Annotated in this window: 16 protein-coding genes; 11 read left to right on the top strand and 5 right to left on the bottom strand. The window is 74.0% G+C overall.

Annotated elements, in window-relative coordinates:
- Nucleotides 1–123: 123 nt before the first annotated feature.
- A complete protein-coding gene (locus tag ACWDYF_RS32715; protein WP_389474069.1) occupies nt 124–1,581 on the bottom strand; it encodes an amidohydrolase in 1,458 nt (485 codons plus the stop codon).
- A gap of 100 nt (nt 1,582–1,681) precedes the next feature.
- Here ACWDYF_RS32715 and ACWDYF_RS32710 point away from each other — a divergent pair, with 100 nt between their 5' ends.
- From ACWDYF_RS32710 to ACWDYF_RS32695, 4 genes are all read left to right on the top strand, one after another.
- On the top strand, nt 1,682–2,791 hold the full coding sequence (locus tag ACWDYF_RS32710; protein WP_389474071.1) for a zinc-binding dehydrogenase: 1,110 nt from the start codon (nt 1,682–1,684) through the stop codon (nt 2,789–2,791).
- 115 nt (nt 2,792–2,906) lie between these two features.
- Nucleotides 2,907–3,869: an aldo/keto reductase gene (locus ACWDYF_RS32705; protein ID WP_389474073.1), complete on the top strand. Its 963-nt coding sequence runs from the start codon at nt 2,907–2,909 to the stop codon at nt 3,867–3,869.
- A gap of 2 nt (nt 3,870–3,871) precedes the next feature.
- Nucleotides 3,872–4,900 carry an alpha/beta hydrolase gene (locus ACWDYF_RS32700; RefSeq protein ID WP_389474075.1) on the top strand — a complete coding sequence of 343 codons (1,029 nt, stop codon included), beginning with the start codon at nt 3,872–3,874 and terminating at the stop codon, nt 4,898–4,900.
- Complete coding sequence (locus ACWDYF_RS32695) at nt 4,897–6,174, top strand: multidrug effflux MFS transporter (protein WP_389474077.1); 1,278 nt, start codon at nt 4,897–4,899, stop codon at nt 6,172–6,174. Before ACWDYF_RS32700 ends, ACWDYF_RS32695 begins: the two co-directional genes overlap by 4 nt.
- A 72-nt stretch (nt 6,175–6,246) precedes the next feature.
- Here ACWDYF_RS32695 and hpaD read toward each other — a convergent pair whose 3' ends face one another.
- The 4 genes from hpaD to ACWDYF_RS32675 form a co-directional block, all read right to left on the bottom strand.
- A complete protein-coding gene (gene hpaD, locus ACWDYF_RS32690; protein WP_381736963.1) occupies nt 6,247–7,272 on the bottom strand; it encodes a 3,4-dihydroxyphenylacetate 2,3-dioxygenase in 1,026 nt (341 codons plus the stop codon).
- A gap of 21 nt (nt 7,273–7,293) precedes the next feature.
- Nucleotides 7,294–8,793, bottom strand: coding sequence for a 5-carboxymethyl-2-hydroxymuconate semialdehyde dehydrogenase (gene hpaE / locus ACWDYF_RS32685; protein ID WP_389474080.1), 1,500 nt, complete (start codon nt 8,791–8,793; stop codon nt 7,294–7,296).
- A 71-nt stretch (nt 8,794–8,864) separates the two neighbouring features.
- Entirely contained in the window at nt 8,865–9,785 is a 921-nt protein-coding gene (dapA, locus tag ACWDYF_RS32680) for a 4-hydroxy-tetrahydrodipicolinate synthase (RefSeq protein WP_389474082.1), read from the bottom strand.
- A gap of 132 nt (nt 9,786–9,917) precedes the next feature.
- The gene (locus ACWDYF_RS32675; RefSeq protein ID WP_389474084.1) at nt 9,918–11,354 is read right to left on the bottom strand and encodes a fumarylacetoacetate hydrolase family protein; all 1,437 of its coding nucleotides are present in this window, start codon (nt 11,352–11,354) and stop codon (nt 9,918–9,920) included.
- 239 nt (nt 11,355–11,593) lie between these two features.
- Here ACWDYF_RS32675 and ACWDYF_RS32670 point away from each other — a divergent pair, with 239 nt between their 5' ends.
- From ACWDYF_RS32670 to ACWDYF_RS32640, 7 genes are all read left to right on the top strand, one after another.
- On the top strand, nt 11,594–12,367 hold the full coding sequence (locus tag ACWDYF_RS32670) for an alpha/beta fold hydrolase (protein WP_389474086.1): 774 nt from the start codon (nt 11,594–11,596) through the stop codon (nt 12,365–12,367).
- 112 nt (nt 12,368–12,479) lie between these two features.
- Entirely contained in the window at nt 12,480–13,163 is a 684-nt protein-coding gene (locus ACWDYF_RS32665) for a GntR family transcriptional regulator (RefSeq protein ID WP_381736968.1), read from the top strand.
- 219 nt (nt 13,164–13,382) lie between these two features.
- Entirely contained in the window at nt 13,383–14,501 is a 1,119-nt protein-coding gene (locus tag ACWDYF_RS32660) for a phosphotriesterase family protein (RefSeq protein WP_389474089.1), read from the top strand.
- Nucleotides 14,498–15,571 carry a phosphotriesterase family protein gene (locus ACWDYF_RS32655; RefSeq protein ID WP_389474091.1) on the top strand — a complete coding sequence of 358 codons (1,074 nt, stop codon included), beginning with the start codon at nt 14,498–14,500 and terminating at the stop codon, nt 15,569–15,571. The genes ACWDYF_RS32660 and ACWDYF_RS32655 overlap by 4 nt, the downstream gene beginning before the upstream one ends.
- Nucleotides 15,572–15,650: 79 nt before the next feature.
- On the top strand, nt 15,651–16,631 hold the full coding sequence (locus ACWDYF_RS32650; RefSeq protein ID WP_389474093.1) for an alpha/beta hydrolase: 981 nt from the start codon (nt 15,651–15,653) through the stop codon (nt 16,629–16,631).
- Between the two features lie 87 nt (nt 16,632–16,718).
- Nucleotides 16,719–18,443, top strand: a complete 1,725-nt coding sequence (locus ACWDYF_RS32645) for an amidohydrolase (RefSeq protein ID WP_389474095.1) — start codon at nt 16,719–16,721, stop codon at nt 18,441–18,443.
- A gap of 160 nt (nt 18,444–18,603) precedes the next feature.
- A complete protein-coding gene (locus ACWDYF_RS32640; RefSeq protein ID WP_389474097.1) occupies nt 18,604–19,176 on the top strand; it encodes a MarR family winged helix-turn-helix transcriptional regulator in 573 nt (190 codons plus the stop codon).
- Nucleotides 19,177–19,198 lie beyond the last annotated feature (22 nt).

The raw sequence follows: 19,198 nt of genomic DNA, 5'->3' as shown, positions 1-19,198 counted from the left end.
ACCCCGGCGGGGCAGAGCCGGTACGCCCGGCCCCGCCCCGCTTGCGGCGGGCCGCGTCGCGCGGCGCCGCTCGCTCCCCCTCCCCCTCCCCCGGCCATGACGGGCTCGCGGTCGCTCCGCCCGTCAGGCGATCTCCGCCGCCTCGGCGGTCTCGGGTGCCCCCGTCGTCCCGGACGTCTGCACCACCTCGACCGCCCCGGCCTCCCCCGCCGCCCCGCGCTCGTAGACGATCCTGCCGTCCACCACGGTCAACTCGACGCTGACATGCGGGAGTTCGGCCGGTGTGACCGCGTACGGGTCGGTCTCCAGTACGCACAGGTCGGCGGCCATGCCCACGGCGAGCGTGCCCTTCCACGAGGCGGCGCGGTCCTGGCGGGCCGGCTCCACCGTGTAGCAGCGCAGCAGCCGGTCCATGCGCCGCCGCGGATCGGCGGCGGGGCCCATCCACGCGTCGGCGGCGGCGATCTGGCGCCGCCAGTCCGGCGAGAGCACCGGGGCGTCGGAGGTAAGGCAGAGCGGCACGCCCGCGTCCAGCACGGCGCGCAGCGGCCAGGCCGCCGTCGCCGTGCCCTCGCCCAGCGCGGCGTCGACCAGGGGGTGGGTGCGCAGCGCGATCTCGGGCTGGGTGTCCAGGCCCACTCCGAGGGCGGCCATGCGGCGCAGTTGCGGCACGGTCACCAGGTCGCCGTGGATGACGTAGTGCCCGAGGTCGACGTCGTGCTCGCGGCGGGCCTGTTCGATCGCGTCGAGCATGACATCGATGGCACGGTCGCCGGTGGCGTGGACGCCCACCTGGAGGCCGAGGCGGTGGGCGGCGAGGATCATCCGGGTCAGGTTGGCCTCGCGTTCGGTGTCGTCGGCGCCCGCCACCAGCAGCTCGGGCCGGACGCCGTCCGTGTAGCAGTGGTGCGTGTAGGCCGACTTCATCGGGGGGATGCCGTCGGCGAATATCTTCACGCCGGCGAAGCGGAGCCAGCGCGGGTCGCTCGTGGTGGCGTCGGTGGCGGCGAGCCCGGCGAGGAAGTGCTCCAGGTCGCTGGGGCCGTCGAGTTCGCCGTAGAGCGAGAGCACCGTGACCCGGGCCCGCAGCAGCCCCTCGGCGGCGAGCGCGCGGTACTCCCCCACGACCGAGGTGCCGAACGCGCCGGTCGCGCCCTCGTCCTCGCCGGGACCGAGGCCCGGCTCCGTGTAACTGGTGATGCCGAGCGAGGCGAGCAGGTCCCCGGCGCGCAGGATCGCCCGGCGGCGCTGGGCGGCGTCGAGCAGGGGGCGCTGCGGTCCGGGGCCGGGTCCCGCGTGCCCGCCGAAGAGGGTGTCCGGCCAGAGCGCGCCGAGCCAGGTGGCGTGCAGATGGGCGTCGTTGACGCCGGGCAGGACGGCCCGGCCGCCGAGGTCGACGACCGTGGTCGAGGGGCCGGTGAGCTCCCTCATCGCGCGGTCGTCGCCGATCCGTGCGACACGTCCGTCGCGGACGGCGATCGCGGTCGCCTCCTCGCCGCCCGCGCACAGGGAATGGACCACCCCGCCTCGCAGGATCAGGTCGGCCGATGCGTTGCGGGCGTCGCCGTCGGCTGTGCGCACGGGTGCTCCTCATTGCTCTCGGGGGTCTCGACATTTGAGTCGACAACCGTAGACTAACGCATCGTCGAGCCGCCGCGTGCTCGATCCGAAGGAGCATCCGATGGACCTTCCCTCCGCCACACGTGCCGCCGTCCTCACCGCGCACGGCGCCCCTCTGGAACTCACTGACCTGCCACTTCCGGCGAAACCGGAGCCGGGCGCCGCCCTCGTGCGGATCCTGTGCACGACGCTGTGCGGCACCGACATCGAGATCTGGTCGGGGAAGATGACCTTCCCCGGCATGCTGCCGATGGTGCTCGGCCACGAGATGGTCGGCGAGATCGTCGCGGTCGGCGAGGACACCCGCGACGCGCTGGGCCGCGCACTCGGCCCCGGCGACCGCATCGGGTGGTCCGAGTCGACCTGCGGCGCCTGCCGCGGCTGCACCGTGCTGCGCGAGCCGGTCGCCTGCTCCGCCCGCGGCTACGGGTTCCTCCAGCGCTCCGACGCCTGGCCGCACGCCACGGCGGGTCTGTGCGAGTACGCCTATGTGGTGCCCGGTGCCGCCAAGCTGCTGCTGCCCGCCGAGACACCCGACACCTGGGCGGCGATGGCGGGGTGTGCGGCCAAGACGGTGCTCCGGGCGTTCTCCCGGGCGGGCGGGGTGCGCCCCGGTTCCCGTGTCGTGGTGCAGGGTTCGGGCGCGCTCGGTCTGTTCGCCACCGCCGTCGCCCGGATCAGCGGCGCGGGCAGCGTGGTCACCGTCGGCGCTCCCGCCTCCCGCCTGACCCTGGCCCGTGAGTTCGGCGCCGACGAGACGGTGGACATCGCCGGGGGCTCGGCCGCCGTCGTGGACCGGGTGCGGGAACTGACCGGCGGCCACGGCGCCGACCTGGTGCTCGACTTCGCCGGGGCGCCCTCGGTCGGCCGGGAGGCCGTGGAGATGGCCGCGCAGCGCGGACGCGTCGTGGTCGTCGGCAGCACCGGTCCGGGCTCCGAAGCCCTCGCGCTGGGCACGGTGATGGGCAAGGAACTCACCGTCGTCGGCTCGCTCAACGGCGACATCGCCGACTACCACGACGCGATCGGCTTCTTCACCTCCTTCCGCGACCGCATGCCGTGGGACCGGCTGTTCGGCACACCCGTCGGTCTGTCCCAGGCGTCCGCCCGGATCGAGGCGATGAGCCGGCACGAGGAGATCAAGGCCGTCATCGACCCCCGGCTGCCCTGAGGCCGCCCCGGCCTGCCGCGGTCCGTACCCGCACGCGGCACACCCGCCAGCACACCCGCACCGCTCCGTACGCCCGCGTGACGCCCGCGTACGGGCCCACGAGAGGAACTCACACGTGTCCCCCACGCTTCTCCCCCGCCGCCGCGTCGGCAGCAGCGACCTGGAGGTGTCGCAGCTGTCCCTCGGCTCCTGGCACACCTTCGACCGGATGGACTTCGCCGACGCCGTCGCCATGGTCCGCCACGCGCTCGACCAGGGCGTCAACCTCTTCGACGTCGGTGTCTACGGCATGCCCGGCATGCCGCCTGTCTTCACCGACGTACTGTGGGGCGCGATCATGCGGGCGGTCGGCGTCCCCCGCGCCGACTACCTGGCCTCCGTGAAACTGTGGATCGAGGGCTTCGGCGCCGAGGGCTTCGCCCCGCAGCTGGAGAACGCGTTCCTGCGCACCGGTCTCGAACACGCGGACCTGGTGATCCTCGGCGACCTGCGCCGCGACGACGTACGCCTGGAGGACCTGGTCGGCGACCTCGCCGCGCTCACCGAGGCCGGACTGATCCGGGCCTGGGGCGTCAACAACTGGTCGGCCTCGAACGTACGCGCCCTGCGCCGCATCGCCGCCGAGCAGGGGGTGCCCGGACCGCAGATCGCCCAGCTCAAGTACAGCCTGGCGCGCCGCTCCATCCCCGACGGGGAGCCGTTCGCCGAGCTGTTCGCCGACGGGTTCGCCATGCAGGCCTCCGATGTGCTGGAGGGCGGCGTCCTGGCCGGGCGGACCGCCCCGGAGCGCGAGATCGGCCGCGACCCCGGCGGCATCCGGGACGCCATCGTGGCCACCGTCCCGGCCCTGACCCGGCTCGCCGACAAGCTCGGCACCACCTGCGCCCAGCTCGCCGTCGCCTTCACCCTCACCCACCCGGCCAATGTGACCACCCTGGTCGGCGCCAGCCGGCTGGAGCAGGTGCGGCAGAACATCGGCGCCCTGGAACTGCTGCGCCGCGTGGGCGCCGAGGAACTGCGCGCCCTGGCCGAGCCGTTCTGGGCCGACCGCGACGCCGTCGACCCGGAAGGCCCCTGACCGTGACCGCGACCGCACCGCGCACTCCGGACGGGGAGCGCCCACCGCGCCCGCGCCCCGTCCCCTACGACCCGGAGCTCGAACCGGGCCTCGCGCACTGCCGCGAGCTGATCGAACGCATCCCGCTGCGCGCCGGGACGATCCTCGCCAACCGCGCGCACTTCGCCACACTGGTGCCCTCCGCCGAGGAGGTGATCGGCGACCTGCCCGTCACGTACGAACATGTCACCGTGCCCGGTCCGGCCGGGGCGCCGGACGTGGAGCTGACCGTGCTGCGGCCGCGCGGCGCGGTACACGGCGCGCCGGGCCTCTACTCGGTCCACGGCGGCGGCATGGTCCTCGGCAACCGGTTCTTCGGGCTCGCCGGTCTCGTCGAGGACGTCCTGCGCCACGGCGCGGTGGCCGCCACCGTGGAGTACCGCCTCGCCCCGGAGCATCCCGCGCCCGCCGCCGCCGAGGACTGCTACGCGGGTCTGCTCTGGTTCGCCGGGCACGCCGCCGAGCTGGGCGTCGATCCCGCCCGCGTCGTCGTCGGCGGCGCGAGCGCGGGCGGCGGTCTGAGCGCGGCGCTCGCGCTGATGGCCCGGGACCGCGGCGGCCCCGCCCTCGCGGGCCAGCTGCTGGACTGCCCGATGCTCGACGACCGCAACGACACGCTCTCCAGCCGGCAGTACGACGGCATCGGCATCTGGGACCGCGCCAACAACGACACCGCCTGGACCGCGCTGCTCGGCGCGGACCGGGGCACGGACGCGGTGTCGCCGTACGCGGCTCCCTCGCGCGCGCGGGACCTGTCCGGGCTGCCGCCCGCCTTCGTCTCGGTCGGGGCCGCCGAGGTGTTCCGCGACGAGGCGGTCGACTACGCCACCCGGATCTGGGCGACGGGCGGGCAGGCCGAACTGCACGTGTGGTCCGGCGGCTTCCACGGCTTCAGCGGTTTCTCCCCGGACGCCGAGGTGTCCCGGGCGGCCGGGGCCGTGCGCCACTCGTGGCTGGAGCGCGTCCTCGGCGGCACCGGCCGGTCCCGATGACGGCGGACACGATCAGCGGCGCGCGCCCGATGAGCGCGCGCCGCGCCGCGTTCGTGCTCGGTTCGCTGGAGGTGTTCGGGCCGCTGTCCATGGACCTGTCGATGCCGCTGCTGCCCCGGCTCGCCAGGGACCTGCACACCAGCGACAGCCTCGCCCAGGCGTCGATGTCGGTGTGCATGCTGGGGCTGGCCTTCGGCCAGTTGGTGGCGGGCCCGCTCAGCGACCGGCTGGGCAGGCGCCGGCCGCTGCTGTGGGGCATCGCGCTGTTCACGGTGTTCTCGCTGCTGTGCGCGCTCGCCCCGACGATCGAGGTGCTCCTCGTGACACGTTTCCTGCAAGGTGTCACGGGCTCGGCGGGTGTCGTGATCGCGCTGGCCGCCGCGCGGGACATCGCCTCGGGCATCGAACTGGCGCGGCTGCTGAGCCTGCTGGGGCTCGTCGGCGCGCTGGCGCCGATCCTGGCCCCGGTCGCGGGCGGGCAGCTCACCGCGGTGCTGGACTGGCGCGGGCTGTTCGTGGTGCTCGCCGCCGTGGGCGCCGCCCTGCTGGCGGTCGCCGCGACGCTGCTGCCGGAGACGCTGCCTGCCGGGCTGCGGCATCCCGGCGGGTTCGCCGACACCGGGCGGCGGTTCGCCGTGGTGCTGCGCGACCGCCTGTTCGTCTGCTACCTGCTGGTGGGTGCGTGCACCGGTACGGCCTTCTTCACCTACCTGGCGTCCATCAGCTTCGTGCTCCAGGACGGCTTCCACCTCGGCCCGCGCGCGTTCAGCGCGGTCTTCGCGGCCAACGCGGTCGTCGCGGTGCTCGGCTCCCTGTGCAACCGTGCCGTGGTGCGCCGGGCCGGGCCCGTGCGCATGTACGCGGCGGGCACGACGGCGACGGCCGTGACCGCCCTGGGACTGCTGCTCGCGGTGCTCGCCGGGGCGGGCCTGGCCGTCGTGCTGGTCCTGCTCGCGCTGGTGCTGTTCTGCTACGGCGTCATCAGCCCGAACAGCTCGGCGCTGGCGCTCGCCGGGCACGGTGAGCGCGCCGGGACGGCGGCCGCCCTGCTCGGCATGTCGGGCTTCGCCGTGGGCCCCGTGGTGGCGCCCCTGGTCTCGCTCGGCGGCAGCGCCGAGACGACCATGGCCGTCACCATGGCGGCGGCCACCGCCGTGGCCGGTGTGCTGGTCTGGACGACCGTGCTGCCCCGGCTGCGCAGCGCCGGGGAAACCGCGCCCGTCGGCGGGCCCGGTGACCGGAACGCGGTGAAGCGGCCCGGCGTGCCGCGCTGACGGCGCCCCGGGCGCGGGCGAAGACACGTGTGCCGGGTGGCGGAGCGTTCCGCCACCCGGCACATCCGTGTGTCAGTCGTCCTGCCTGACCGGGTCGACGATGCCGAGGCCGTCGGCGCCGACCTGGACGGCGGACTCGTCCAGCACGGCCTCGGTGACGGGCTGGGGCCTGCCGTCGAGGTCCAGGACCGGGGCCGCCTCCTTGTACCAGGACTCGATCACCGCGTTGCCCCAGAAGTCGCGGCGGCGGTCGTCGTGGACGTTCCACCGGTACGTCTCGTGGTCGGGGTCGCCGGTGTAGTAGTCGGAGGTGTAGATCTCCACCCGGTGGCCGTCCGGGTCGCGCAGATACAGGTAGAAGGCGTTGGAGACACCGTGCCGGCCGGGGCCGCGCTCGATGTGGTGCTCCTTGCGCAGGGAGCCGAAGATGTCGGCGGTGCGCAGCACGTGGTGGGACTCGTGGGTGGCCACGCCCACATGGTGCAGCCGGGGTCCGGCGCCGCCGGTGAAGGCGACGTCGTGGACGGTCTGCTTGCGGTACATCCAGGCCGCGTACAGCTCGTGCTCGTCGCCCTCGATGGTCTCCGAGCAGCCGAAGCCGAGCGCCTGGTAGTGGGCGTAGGCGGCGGGTATGTCGGGGGTGCAGATGTTGAAGTGGTCCAGGCGGGCGATCTCGGCGCCGCGGCGCAGGTCGTAGCGCTGGATGAGGCGCTCGGCGCGGTCGATGTCGTGGAAGAACTCCACCGGGAAGCCGAGCGGGTCGACGACGCGTACGGCGTCGCCCACACCCGGGGTGCCCTGTCCCCTGGGGACGCGGCGGACCGGGCGGCCGAGCGCGGTGAAGTACTCCTCGGCGCGGTCGACGTCCTCGGGGGTGCGCACCCGGTAGGCGAGGTGGTCCAGGGCGGCCGTCCCGCCCTGCCGGAGCACGAGCGAGTGGTGGGTGAGTTCGTCGGTGCCGCGCAGGCAGAGCATCTCCTCGTCCTCGTACTGGACGTGGAAGCCGAGCATGTCGCACCAGAACCAGCGCGCCTTCGCCAGGTCGGTGACGACGAGCTGGGCGTAGGCGGAGCGGACGACGTCGGGAGGTGTACTCATGGGGGTGCTACTCCTTCGCGGTCAGGACGCGCCGAAGCGGGGTGTGTGCACCTCGCCGAGCATCACATGGACGATCTTCGACTCGGTGTAGAAGTCGATACTATGCGCGCCGCCCTCGCGGCCGAGGCCCGAGGCCTTCACTCCGCCGAAGGGAGTGCGCAGGTCGCGGACGTTGTGCGAGTTGATCCAGACCATGCCGGACTCGACGGCGTGGGCGATGCGGTGGCCGCGCTTGATGTCGGACGTCCACACATACGCGGCCAGTCCGTACTGGGTGGCGTTGGCCAGGGCGACGGCCTCGGCCTCGTCGTCGAAGGGCGCGACGGCGACGACCGGACCGAAGATCTCCTCCTGGAAGATACGGGCGTCGCGGGGGACGTCGGCGAAGACGGTGGGCTGGAGGTAGTTGCCCTCGGGCAGGTGTGCCGGACGTGTTCCGCCGGCCACCAGCTTGGCCTCCTGCTGTCCGATCTCCACGTATTCCAGCACACGTGCGTAGTGCTCGGGGTGGACGAGCGCGCCGACCTCGGTGGCCGGGTCGGCGGGCGGGCCGACCCTGACCCGCTCGGCGCGCTCGGCCAGGCGGCGGGTGAACTCCTCGTACACCGGACGTTCCACGAGGACGCGGGAGCCCGCCGTGCAGCGCTCGCCGTTGAGCGAGAAGACACCGAAGACGACCGAGTCGAGGGCCGCGTCCAGGTCGGCGTCGGCGAAGAGCACGACCGGGGACTTGCCGCCCAGCTCCATCGACGTGGTCTTCAGCCGGTCGGCGGAGCTGCGCACGATGTGCCGGCCGGTGTCGGTGGAGCCGGTGAAGGAGATCAGCGGCACGTCCGGGTGGTCGACCAGGGCCTGTCCGGCCTCCTCGCCGATGCCGTGCACGATGTTGACCACACCGGCGGGCACCCCGGCCTCGTCGAGGATCTGCGGCCACAGGCTCGCGGACAGCGGGGTCCACTCGGCGGGCTTGAGGACGAGGGTGCAGCCGGAGGCCAGCGCCGGGGCCAGCTTCCAGCTCTCCAGCATGAACGGGGTGTTCCACGGGGTGATCAGGCCCGCCACGCCGACCGGGGTGCGGACGACGTAGTTGATCTGCTGGTCACCGGCCCGGAACGCCTCCTCGCCGAGGGCGACGATGACATCGGCGAAGTAGCGGAAGTTCTCCGCGGCCCGCCGTGCCTGACCCTTGGCCTGGGTGATGGGCAGCCCGGAGTCGAAGGTCTCCCAGGCGGCCAGGCGCTCCTCGTGCGCCTCGACGGCGTCGGCGACGCGGTACAGGATGCGGGCGCGTTCCCGGTTGCCCAGCTTCGACCAGGCGGGGAAGGCGGCGCGGGCCGCGGCGACGGCGCGGTCCACGTCGGCGGACGCACCGGCGGCGGCGGAGGTGTAGGGGGCGTTGGACACGGGGTCGCAGACCGGGAAGGTGCGGCCGTCGGCGCTCGCGGTGAGTTCACCGCCGATCCAGTGCTGGATCTGCTCGGGCAGGTCGGCCGGGCGTGGGGCCGGCGTGTCGGTGCTCATGGCGTCTCTCTTCGTTCGCGGGGGTTCGTTCGCGGGGCTGCTTCGTCCGCGGGGCTGCTTCGTTCGCGGGGTCAGAGCTGCTGGGTGAGGTCGCCGCCCTCGGCGAGCAGGGCCCGGATGCGGGTCAGGCCGTCCTCGGTGGGTCCGGTGAGCGGCGGGCGGACGTGGGCGGAGGCGATCCGGCCCTGCTGGGCGAGCACCCACTTGGCCGGGGCCGGGTTGGTCTCGACGAACAGCAGGTCGACCAGCGGGTGCAGCCGGTAGTGCAGGTCGCGGGCGGCGTCGAAGTCACCGGCCTCCCACAGCTCGTACATGCGGGCCACCGCGGCGGGCGCGAGGTTGGCCACCGCGGAGACGAATCCGGCGCCGCCGAGCGCGAGCAGCGGCAGGCACAGCAGCTCGATCCCGGACCACACGAGCAGGTCGCGGCCGCAGGCGTGCAGGACGCGGGAGAAGTGCTCGAAGTCCTTGGTGGTCTCCTTGACGCCGACGAAGTTGTCGAAGTCGGTGAAGAGCCTCCGGACGGTCTCGGGCGCGATGTCGACGGCGGTGCGCGAGGGCACGTTGTAGGCGACCAGCGGCAGGTCGGGGAACTCACGGGCCACCGTGGCGTACCACTGGTACAGGGCTTCCTGGGTGGGCCGGGCGTAGTACGGGGTGATGACGAGGGCGGCGTCCGCGCCCAGGTCCCGGGCGGCGGCGGTGATCTCCAGGGTCTCGTCCAGCTTGTGCGAGCCGGTGCCGGGCAGGAACGGCACCCGGTCGCCGATCTCGTCGGCCGCGGTGCGCATCGCGGCGATGCGCTCGGCGGTGCTCTGCGCGGACGGCTCGCCGGTGGAGCCGCCCAGCGAGATGCCGTGCGAGCCGGACTCCAGCTGCCAGCGGATCAGTGCGCGCAGGCTGTCGTGGTCGAGGGCGCCCTCGTCGGTGAACGGGGTGACGACGGGGGCGATGGACCCGCGGATGGTGGCGGGGTCGGTGCGGAACTTCATGTGCTGCTCCGGGTGCGAGGAGGGCGATGAGTGTGGGCGGGTCAGGCAGGCTGGGCCGGTGAAGCGGGTGGAGCGGGTGGAGCGGGTGGCGGACAAAAGAAGAGGCGGACGCGGACGCGGACGCGGGCGCGGTCAGGACCGGGTCTCGCGCCACCGCCGGTAGGCGTCCTGCCGGGCGGGACCGAGCGGGTAGAGGCCCTCGATGGGCTCGCCCGCCGCCACCTGCTCGGCGATGTAGCGCTCCTGGAGTTCCTGCTCGGCGCTGTCGGCGGCGAGCTGCCCGGCCAGGTCGGGCGGGACGACGACCACGCCGTCGGCGTCGCCGACGAGGATGTCGCCGGGCTGTACGAGCGCTCCGCCGCAGGCCACGGGCACGCCGGTGTCCCAGGGGACATGGCGGCGGCCCAGGACCGCGGGGTGCTCGGCGGCGTAGTACGTGGGCAGGTCGAGGGCGGCGACGGCGGCGCTGTCGCGCAGGGCGCCGTCGGTGACGATGCCGGCCGCGCCGCGCATCTTGGCGCGCAGGGCCAGGATGTCGCCGATGGTGCCTGCGGTGGGGTCGCGGCGGGCGTCCATGACGAGCACCTGGCCGGGGCGCAGTTCCTCCACGGCGCGCTTCTGGGCGTTCATGCCGTTGCCGTACTTCTGGAACAGGTCCTCGCGCAGCGGCAGATAGCGCAGGGTGTGGGCGGTGCCGACGAGGGTGTCACCGGGGCGGGTGGGGCGCACGCCGTCGATCGTCATGTGCTGGAGTCCGCGCTTGCGCAGCTGCGAGCTGAGGGTGGCGGTGGCGACGGAGCGCAGCGCGTCGGCGAGGCCCGGGTCCAGGGCGGGTCCGGGCAGGTGCCCGGGACCCCAGGCGTCGGCGCGCAGCGCGGTGTCGACGCGGGGCATGGCGCCCCAGTCGGCCAGGTCGAGGGCGGCTTCGGTCACCGTGTTGCGCAGCCGTCCGGTGGACAGTTCGCGGTCCGGGTCGCCGACCTCCACCTCGACGACGTCGCCGGGCGAGACGACGGAGGCCCCGGCCGGGGTGCCGGTGAGGATGACGTCGCCCGGCTCCAGGGTGACCAGCCGGGAGATGTCGGCGATCAGGGTGCCGAACGGGAAGAGCAGGGTGCTCGTGTCGGCGTCCTGGACGAGTTCGCCGTTGACCCAGGTGCGCAGCCGCAGCGCGGCCGGGTCGAGCGTGGCGGCGTCCAGCAGCCGGGGGCCGAGCGGGGTGAAGCCGTCGGCGCCCTTGGAGCGCAGGTTGGAGCCGCGGTCGGCGTACCGGAGGTCGTAGACGCCGGCGTCGTTCGCCGCGGTCACCCAGGCGACGTGGCTCCAGCCCTGCTCGGGGGTGACCCGGTGCGCGTGGCGGCCGATGACGAGGGCGATCTCGCCCTCGAAGGCCATGAGTTCGCAGCCGGCCGGGCGGACCAGGGGGTCGCCGGTGCCGGACAGGGAGGAGGGCGGCTTGAGGAAGTAGGAGGGCTGGGCGGGGATCCGTCCGCGCTCCTTCGCCCGGCTGGGGTAGTTGAGATGGACGGCGATGATCTTCGACGGCTGGGTTCCCAGCGGGTGCGGCATGGGAGTTCTCCTGGGGCGTGAGCGGCGGCGGGGGCCGGTCGAGGAGGGGGTGGTGCCGGTCGCCGCCGGGGTGACCGGGGTTGGCCGGCCGGAAGGCGGCTCATGGAGATACCGGGAGGCCGGGGCGAGCGCGGCGGCCTCAATAATCGTATACGCTATCATGCATGATCTAGAGTGGAAGAGGCACTGTGATGACAGTGACACCACCTTCGGAACTCTCAGTGAGGGGCGCCCACACGATGCAAGGTCGAACCGGTCCGGCCATCCGTACGTTCACTCCCGGCACTCCCGGCACTCAAGGCTTCTCCTCCCCCGGCCCGGCCGCCGACGCGCCGCCGGTGCTGCTCCTGCACGGCTTCGGCTCCGACGGGGAAAGGGACTGGGTCGCGACCGGGACCGTCCGGGCGCTGACCGACGCCGGACGGACGGTGCTCGTGCCCGACCTGCCCGGCCACGGGGACAGCCCCGCGCCGTCGGCGGCGGCCGAGGCGGGTGCTCCGGCGCTGGCCGCGGCCCTGCTGACGGTGCTGGACGAGGCGGGTGCCACGGCGTTCGACGCCGTCGGCTACTCGCTGGGCGCGCGGCTGCTGTGGGAGCTGGCCGGGGCGGCGCCCGACCGGCTGCGCCGGGCGGTGCTCGGCGGGCTCAGCCCGGCCGAGCCCTTCGAGGCGGTCGACGTCCGGGCGCTGCACCGCGCGGTCGCCGACGGCACCGAACCGGCCGATCCCTTCACCGCGATGATCGCCGGCATGGTCCGCGCCCACGGGGACCGGGCGGCCGCTCTGGCGCTGTGCGTCGAGGGCCTGCGCGGTACGCCGTTCGTCCCGCGGGGCTGGGCCGGGGCGACCCCGCCGGTCTTCGTCGTCGGCGCCGACGACGTGATGACCCGGGGGATCGAGCGTATCGTCGCCGGCATCGAGGGGGCGGAGCTGACCACGGTGCCCGGCGGCCACCAGGACGCCCTGGCCGACGCCGCCTTCCGCCGTACGGTCCTGGAGGTCCTCGCCCGGTGACCGAGCGCAGGACCAGGTGCGGCGCGGCCGGTGCCGATGCGCCGGGGACCGCCGACCGCGTACAGTTCCGGGGCCGCGCCAGGGCCGGCCGGACCAGGACGAGGGGACAGCGATGAGTGTCACGCAGAAGCAGACCCGGGCCAAGGGGTCGAAGGCCGAGGTCAGTTACGACCTGCTGCGCTCGCGCATCCTCGACGGCACCTACGGTCCGGGCTACCGGCTGGTCCTCAGCCAGCTCGCGCGGGAGACCGGGGTGAGCACCATCCCGCTGCGCGAGGCGCTGCGCCGGCTCCAGTCCGACGGGCTCGTCGAGGTCGAGCGGAACATCGGCGCCCGGGTGGCGGTCTTCGACGCGGCGCAGGTGGAGCACTCCTTGCAGGTGCTGGCCCGGCTGGAGGGGTACGCGACCGCGATCTGCGCGCCGCACATGACGGCACGGGACATCGAGCGGTCGCGGAAGGTCAACGCCCGTATGGTCAAGGCGCTGGAGGACTTCGACCCGGCCTCCTTCACCGCGCTCAACCGGGAGTTCCACTTCTCGCTGTACGAGCACTGCCCGGACCGGCATCTGGTCGCGCTCCTGGAGGCGGAGTGGGCGCGGCTGGACCATATGCGCCGCTCCACGTTCACCTATGTCCCCGGCCGGGCCCGCCGCTCGGTCGAGGAGCACGAGCGGATGCTGGAGCTGATCGCGGCGGGCGCGCAGGCCCAGGAGATCGAACGGGTCGCGTGCGCGCACAAGATCGCCACCGCCGACGCGCTGCACCACGCCCAGGACGCGCCCCGGGCCGACTGACCCGGTCCACCGGGCCTCCGGCCCAGCAGCCCTCCGGCTCTCCGACCCACCGGTCCAGCGGTCCACCGGCGTGTCCCGGCTGTCGCGCCCGGCCCGCCCGTACGGGATCGGCCACCGTCCCGGCTGATCGTCCCGCCGCCCGGCACACTCCGCGGGCGGCGGGACTTTTTCCATGCTGGATCGTATACGATTACTGATCTCATCTGCTACGTTGACCGCATGCCCACCACCGATCCGACCGCAGCAGCGGTACACCCGCCGGGAACCGCGCGGGCAGCACGGGAGACGGTCGTCACCGTCACCGGCGAGATCGCACCGGACGCGCTCGGCGCGGTACTCCCCCGCGAACACCTGCTGGGCGACTTCGCACCGCCCCACGACACCCCCGCGTCCTGGGCGGCCACCGGACGGGAGCGCCCCACGGACGCCGGACGGCTCGCCCGCTACCGGGCGCCGCTCACCATGGACCTGCTCGGTGAGGTGGGCATGGGGGCGCCCAACCGGGACGACTGGCTGCTCGACGACGAGGAACTGGCCACCGCCGAGGCCACCGCGCTGCGCCGCGCGGGGGGCGGCACACTGGTGGACGCCACCACCGACGCGCTCGCCCGCCGCCCGGCCGGTCTGCGCCGGATCGCCGAGGCGAGCGGTCTGCACATCGTGATGGGCAGCGGATGCCACCACCCGGGCTGGTCCGGCGAGCCGGCCGGGAACGACCCCGGCCGCCTCACCGAGGAGATCGTCCGCGACCTCACCGAGGGCGTGGACGGAGTGAGGGCCGGCATCATCGGCGCGCTCGCCGCCCTCGACCCACGGGAGGGCGCCGAACGCGCCGTCCTCGTCGCCGCGGCACGTGCCTCGGCGGCCACCGGCGCCGCCCTGACGATCGACCGCAGCGCGGACCCGGCCGACCAGCAGCGCGTGCTCGACCTGATCGCCGAGCAGGGCGCGGACCTCGCCCGGGTGGCGGTCGGACACTGCGACCCGCTCGCCCCGCGCCCCGACGACCTCGAACCCCTGCTGGAACGCGGGGTGTTCGTGCAGTTCGACCGGCTCGGCCGGCTGCCCTCGGTGCGCAGCGTCTGCGACGACCAGGACCTCGCCGCGGCCGTGCTCGAACTCGCCCGCCGGGGCCGTGCCGGACAGATCCTGCTCTCCCAGGGCGTGCGCGCCAAGTCGCAGCTGCTCGCCTACGGCGGCGGCGGATACGGCTTCGTCCTGGAGCAGTTCGTCCCCTGTCTGCGCATGCTCGGAGCCGACGAGGCCCTGATCGAGGCCGTCACCGTGACGAACCCGCGCCGACTGCTCACCCTCACGACCCCGAGGACGGACCAGTGAGCCGCCACCCCTTCGAGATCCCCGACCTCGCCGGACAGGTCCTCACCGTCGCGGGCCCGGTGGACCCCTCGGTGCTCGGACCGACGCTCATGCACGAGCACGTCTTCGTCGACCTGCGCCGTCCGCCGGGCTTCCGCCGGCCGGGCGAGGACGCGCCCGAGGCCGCCGAACCGCTCACGCTCGCCACCCTCGCACGCACCCGCCACGGCCGCCCGAACGCCGACAACGACATCCTGGGCGACGACTTCGACGAGATGCTCACCGAGGTGCTGGCCTTCGCCCGCCGCGGCGGCGGCACCCTGGTCGAGGTCTCCCCCGCCGGCCTCGGCCGCGACCCCGGGTCACTGCTGCGGCTGTCCCGGGCGAGCGGACTGCACGTCGTCATGGGCGGCGGCTGGTACACCCCCACGTTCCATCCCTCCGACATGGACGAGCGCACCGTCGACGAACTCAGCGACACCCTCGTGCGCGACATCGTCCTCGGCGTCGACGGAACCGGCGTACGGTCGGGCATCATCGGTGAAGTCGGCGCGGATTCCGTGCCGTTGACCGGCAACGAGCTGAAGAGCGTCCGTGCGAGCGGCCGGGCGAGCAGGCTGACCGGCGCCCCCGTCACCTTCCATGTCGGCGGTGTCGGCGAGGACAAGTTCCGGGTGCTCGACATCCTGGACGAGGAGGGCGTCGACCCCGCCAACATCGTCCTGGGGCACGGCGGCGAGGTCCTCACCGACCCCGAGTTCGGCGAACGGGTGCTGGCCCGGGGCGTGTTCGTGGAGTTCGACTTCCTGGCCTCGCCCGGCAGCCCCTGGGGACATCTGTTCCTCACCAGTGACCACAAGGTCGCCCGGGGCATCGCCGGCCTGGTCGAACGCGGCTACGCCCGCCAGATCTTGCTCGGCCACGACGTGTGCCAGAAGATCCAGCTCAAGAAGTACGGCGGCAAGGGCTACGACTACATCCCCCGCTACTTCCTCCCCGCCCTGCGCGGCCTCGGGGTGAGCGAGCGGGACCTGCGCACGATCATGGTCGACAACCCGGCGCGCGCGCTCACCTTCACACACCCCGGGTGAGCCCGGCCGCCCGCCCGGCCACCCCGTCGCCACGGCCGCCCCTTCCCCACCGGTCAGCCCGCACCAGGACAGGAGCACCATGTCCGTCACGCCCGTTCCCTTCGACCCGGCCATGGAGGCGGTGCTCGACGCCATGTCCCGGGGGTCCGGCGAGGCACCCGCACCGCCCGCGACCGTCGAGGCGATGCGCGCCTCCGCCTCCCTCATCCCCGTGCCGCCGGTCGGCGAGGTGATCGGCGGCCGCGAGATCGACGCGGAGGAGCGTACGATCCCGGGGCCCGACGGCGCGCCGGACCTGGACATCACCGTGCTGCGCCCGCGCCGCGTCACCGGGCCGGTCCCGGGGCTCTACAACATCCACGGCGGCGGCATGGTCAGCGGCCACCGCGACCAGGACACCGTGCGTCTGGCCGCCCTCGTCGAGGAACTGGGCGTGGTCGCCGTCAACGTCGAGTACCGGCTCGCCCCCGAGCACCCGGACCCGGCCCCGGTCGAGGACTGCTACGCCGGTCTGCGGTGGCTGGCGGAGCACGCCGCGGAACTCGGCGTCGATCCCCGCCGCCTCGTCGTCATGGGCGGCAGCGCGGGCGGCGGCCTCTCGGCGGGTGTGGCCCTGCTGGCACGCGACCGGGGCGGACCGCACCTGGCGGGGCAGCTGCTGCTGTGCCCGATGCTCGACGACCGCAACACCACCGTCTCCAGCCACCAGTACGACGGGCTCGGCACCTGGCAGCGGGAGATGAACCTGCTGGGCTGGCGGGCACTGCTCGGCGAGAAGGCGGGCGACGGCGCGGCCGACGTGTCGGTGTACGCGGCCCCCGCGCGGGCGGCCGATCTGTCGGGCCTGCCGCCCGCGTTCGTCGAGGCGGGCAGCGCGGAGCTGTTCCGCGACGAGGACGTGGCCTACGCGCACCGCATCTGGGCCACCGGCGGTCAGGCGGAACTGCACATCTGGCAGGGCGCGTTCCACGGCTTCGACGTGTTCGCCCCCGGCCACGAGGTGACCCGTGCCGCCCTGGCCGCGCGCCGGTCCTGGCTCCGGCGCGTGCTGGACCTCTGACCCCTCCCGCTCCTCCCACTCCTCCGGCTTCTCTCCCCTCCCCCCTCTTCCCCTCCCCCTCTTCCTCCTCTGCAAGAAAGGCCGCCGATGCCAACGACAGCGGACCTCATCCTGACCGGCGGCGACGTGCTGACCATCGACGACGACTTCTCCGTGGCCCAGGCGGTGGCCGTGGCGGGCGACCGGATCCTCGCCGTGGGAAGCGACGCGGAGATCGCCGCGCTGGCCGGACCGGACACCCGGGTCATCGACCTCGCCGGGCGGACCGTGCTGCCCGGGATCAACGACTCCCATCTGCACGCCGCCGCCTGGGCGTTGACCCGGCCGCCGTTCGCGCTGAGCCTCGGGCATCCGGAGGTCCGGTCGATCGCCGACGTCGCCGAGGCCGTACGGCAGGCCGCGGCCACCACCCCCGCCGGGCAGTGGATCACCGGCCTCGGCTGGGACGTCGGCTACCTCGCCGAGTGCCTGGCCGACCCGGCCCGCCGCCCCGCCCGCGGTGACCTGGACGCCGCCGCCCCCGACCACCCGGTCTGCCTGACCGACTTCTCCGGCCACATGGTCTGGGTGAACTCCAGGGCGCTCGAACTCGCCGGGGTCGCCCGCGGCGGCGAGCCGCCGGCCGGCGGGGTCATCGAGACCGACGCCGACGGGGAGCCCACCGGCATCCTGAAGGAGACGGCCCAGGCGCTGGTGCAGGAGCTGATCCCGCCCGCGACCGTGGCCCAGCGCAGGACGGCGATCCGGACGGCCGTGGCCGCCCTGCACGCCGAGGGCATCACCAGCTACACCGAGCCGGGCCTCGGTCCGGGCGGTGCCCAGATCCTCGGCGGCGGCCTGGACACCGGCACGCTCCACGCATACGTCGAACTGGCCCGCGGCGGCGAACTGGCCGCCCGCGTACGGGTCCTGCTGCTCCCGGCGCCGATGGGCGGTTCGGCGGCCGATGTCACCGAGGGACTGGCCGGGCTCGCCGTGCCGGACGACGTGGACCCGGAGCGGCTGGCCGTCATCGGGGTCAAGGTGTTCGCGGACGGGGTGCCGCCCAACGAGACCGCGTGGATGAGCGAACCGTACGCGGGCGGCGGCCACGGCGGGCTGTGCGTGCACGGCGCCGACGCCGGTCTGAAGGAGGCCGAACTGGCCGAGATGATCCGGGTCGCCCACGCGGCCGGGCACCAGCTCGGGGTGCATGTCACCGGCGACCGGGCCATCGACGCGGTGGTCGACGCCTTCGTCGCCGCCGACCGGGCCCACCCGCGCCCCGACGCCCGGCACTACGTCATCCACGGCGACTTCGCCTCCCCGGCGAGCCTGGCGAAGCTGGCCGCGCACGGCTACGGCATCAACATGAACCCGGCCATCAAGTGGACCATCGCCGACCTCATGGACGACGTGGTCGGCGGGGCGCGGTCCGACTACCAGTGGCCGGTGCGTTCCGCCGCCGAGGCGGGCATCGCGGTCTGCGCCAGCTCCGACGCCCCCATCACCGCGCCCAACTGGCGCCAGGGCGTGGCCGCCATGATGCTGCGCGAGTCCAAGGCCACCGGACGGGTCAGCGGCCCCGGGCAGTGCGTCCCCCTGGAGACGGCGCTGCGCGCCTACACGGTCAACGCGGCGCGGCAGGACTTCGCCGAGTCCTGGAAGGGCACCGTGGAAGCGGGCAAGGCCGCCGACCTGTGCGTCCTCGGCGGCGATCTGCGCGCCACCGATCCGCACGACATCCCCGGGCTCGACATCGACCTGACCGTCTTCGACGGCCGGATCGTGTACGAACGCGACCAGGGCACGCCCCGGCAGCGGGAGCGGTGACCGCGCCGCGCGCCGTCCCTCCCGCGTGAACGGCCGGCCCGGCGCCGGGGGCCTTCCCGGTCTCCCTCGGCCCCGGGCCGGCCACGCCCGTACAATTCGTTCCCGAACGACCGGCCGGACCGACACGCCGCCCGGTGCTGTCCAGACCCAGGGAGCACGCTTGCCCGGCCAGCGATCCATCACCGAAGCGGAGAAGCTCGCGGAGGCCAAGCTGGGCGGCATCGCCGTCCAGCGGGAGCAGATGGCGGCCGTGGCCAACATCTACCGGGCCGCCTCCACCGTGCGCCACCACCTGGAGAACTCCGTACTGCGCGGCTCGAACCTCACCTGGACCGCGTTCGTGGTGCTCTGGGTGGTGTGGGTGTGGGGCGAGTCGGAGACCCGGCACGTCGCCGAGGAGGCGGGCATCTCCAAGGGCACCCTGACGGGTGTGGCCCGCACCCTGGAGTCGCGGGGGCTGCTGCGCCGGGCGGGGCACCCGACCGACGGGCGGCTCGTGCTGCTGAGCCTGACCGGGGAAGGCGAGGAGTTCATGCGCCGTGTCTTCCCCGCGTTCAACGACGAAGAGGCCTTCGTCACCTCGCAGTTGACCACCGAGGAGTGCAGCGGCCTGGCGGCCACCCTGCGGCGTGTGGTCCTCCAGGTGGAGCAGCACGGCGAGGACCGCCGCAGGGCGCTGCTGGCGGGCACCGAGCTGGCGCCGCGGCGCGGCGGGCGGCGCGCCAAGGGCTGAACCGCCCCCGCCGCGCCGCCCG

This window comes from Streptomyces sp. NPDC003284 (assembly GCF_053589675.1).
Note: the sequence above shows the minus strand (reverse complement) of the source record. Positions and strands in the feature narration are given on the sequence as shown.

Coding starts and splice junctions, on each gene's coding strand:
- ACWDYF_RS32695 (WP_389474077.1), top strand. CDS start 4,897: ATGACGGCGGACACGATCAGCGGCGCGCGCCCGATGAGCGCGCGCCGC.
- ACWDYF_RS32650 (WP_389474093.1), top strand. CDS start 15,651: ATGTCCGTCACGCCCGTTCCCTTCGACCCGGCCATGGAGGCGGTGCTC.
- ACWDYF_RS32645 (WP_389474095.1), top strand. CDS start 16,719: ATGCCAACGACAGCGGACCTCATCCTGACCGGCGGCGACGTGCTGACC.
- dapA (WP_389474082.1), bottom strand. CDS start 9,785: ATGAAGTTCCGCACCGACCCCGCCACCATCCGCGGGTCCATCGCCCCC.
- ACWDYF_RS32710 (WP_389474071.1), top strand. CDS start 1,682: ATGGACCTTCCCTCCGCCACACGTGCCGCCGTCCTCACCGCGCACGGC.
- ACWDYF_RS32665 (WP_381736968.1), top strand. CDS start 12,480: ATGAGTGTCACGCAGAAGCAGACCCGGGCCAAGGGGTCGAAGGCCGAG.
- ACWDYF_RS32670 (WP_389474086.1), top strand. CDS start 11,594: ATGCAAGGTCGAACCGGTCCGGCCATCCGTACGTTCACTCCCGGCACT.
- hpaD (WP_381736963.1), bottom strand. CDS start 7,272: ATGAGTACACCTCCCGACGTCGTCCGCTCCGCCTACGCCCAGCTCGTC.
- hpaE (WP_389474080.1), bottom strand. CDS start 8,793: ATGAGCACCGACACGCCGGCCCCACGCCCGGCCGACCTGCCCGAGCAG.
- ACWDYF_RS32675 (WP_389474084.1), bottom strand. CDS start 11,354: ATGCCGCACCCGCTGGGAACCCAGCCGTCGAAGATCATCGCCGTCCAT.
- ACWDYF_RS32660 (WP_389474089.1), top strand. CDS start 13,383: ATGCCCACCACCGATCCGACCGCAGCAGCGGTACACCCGCCGGGAACC.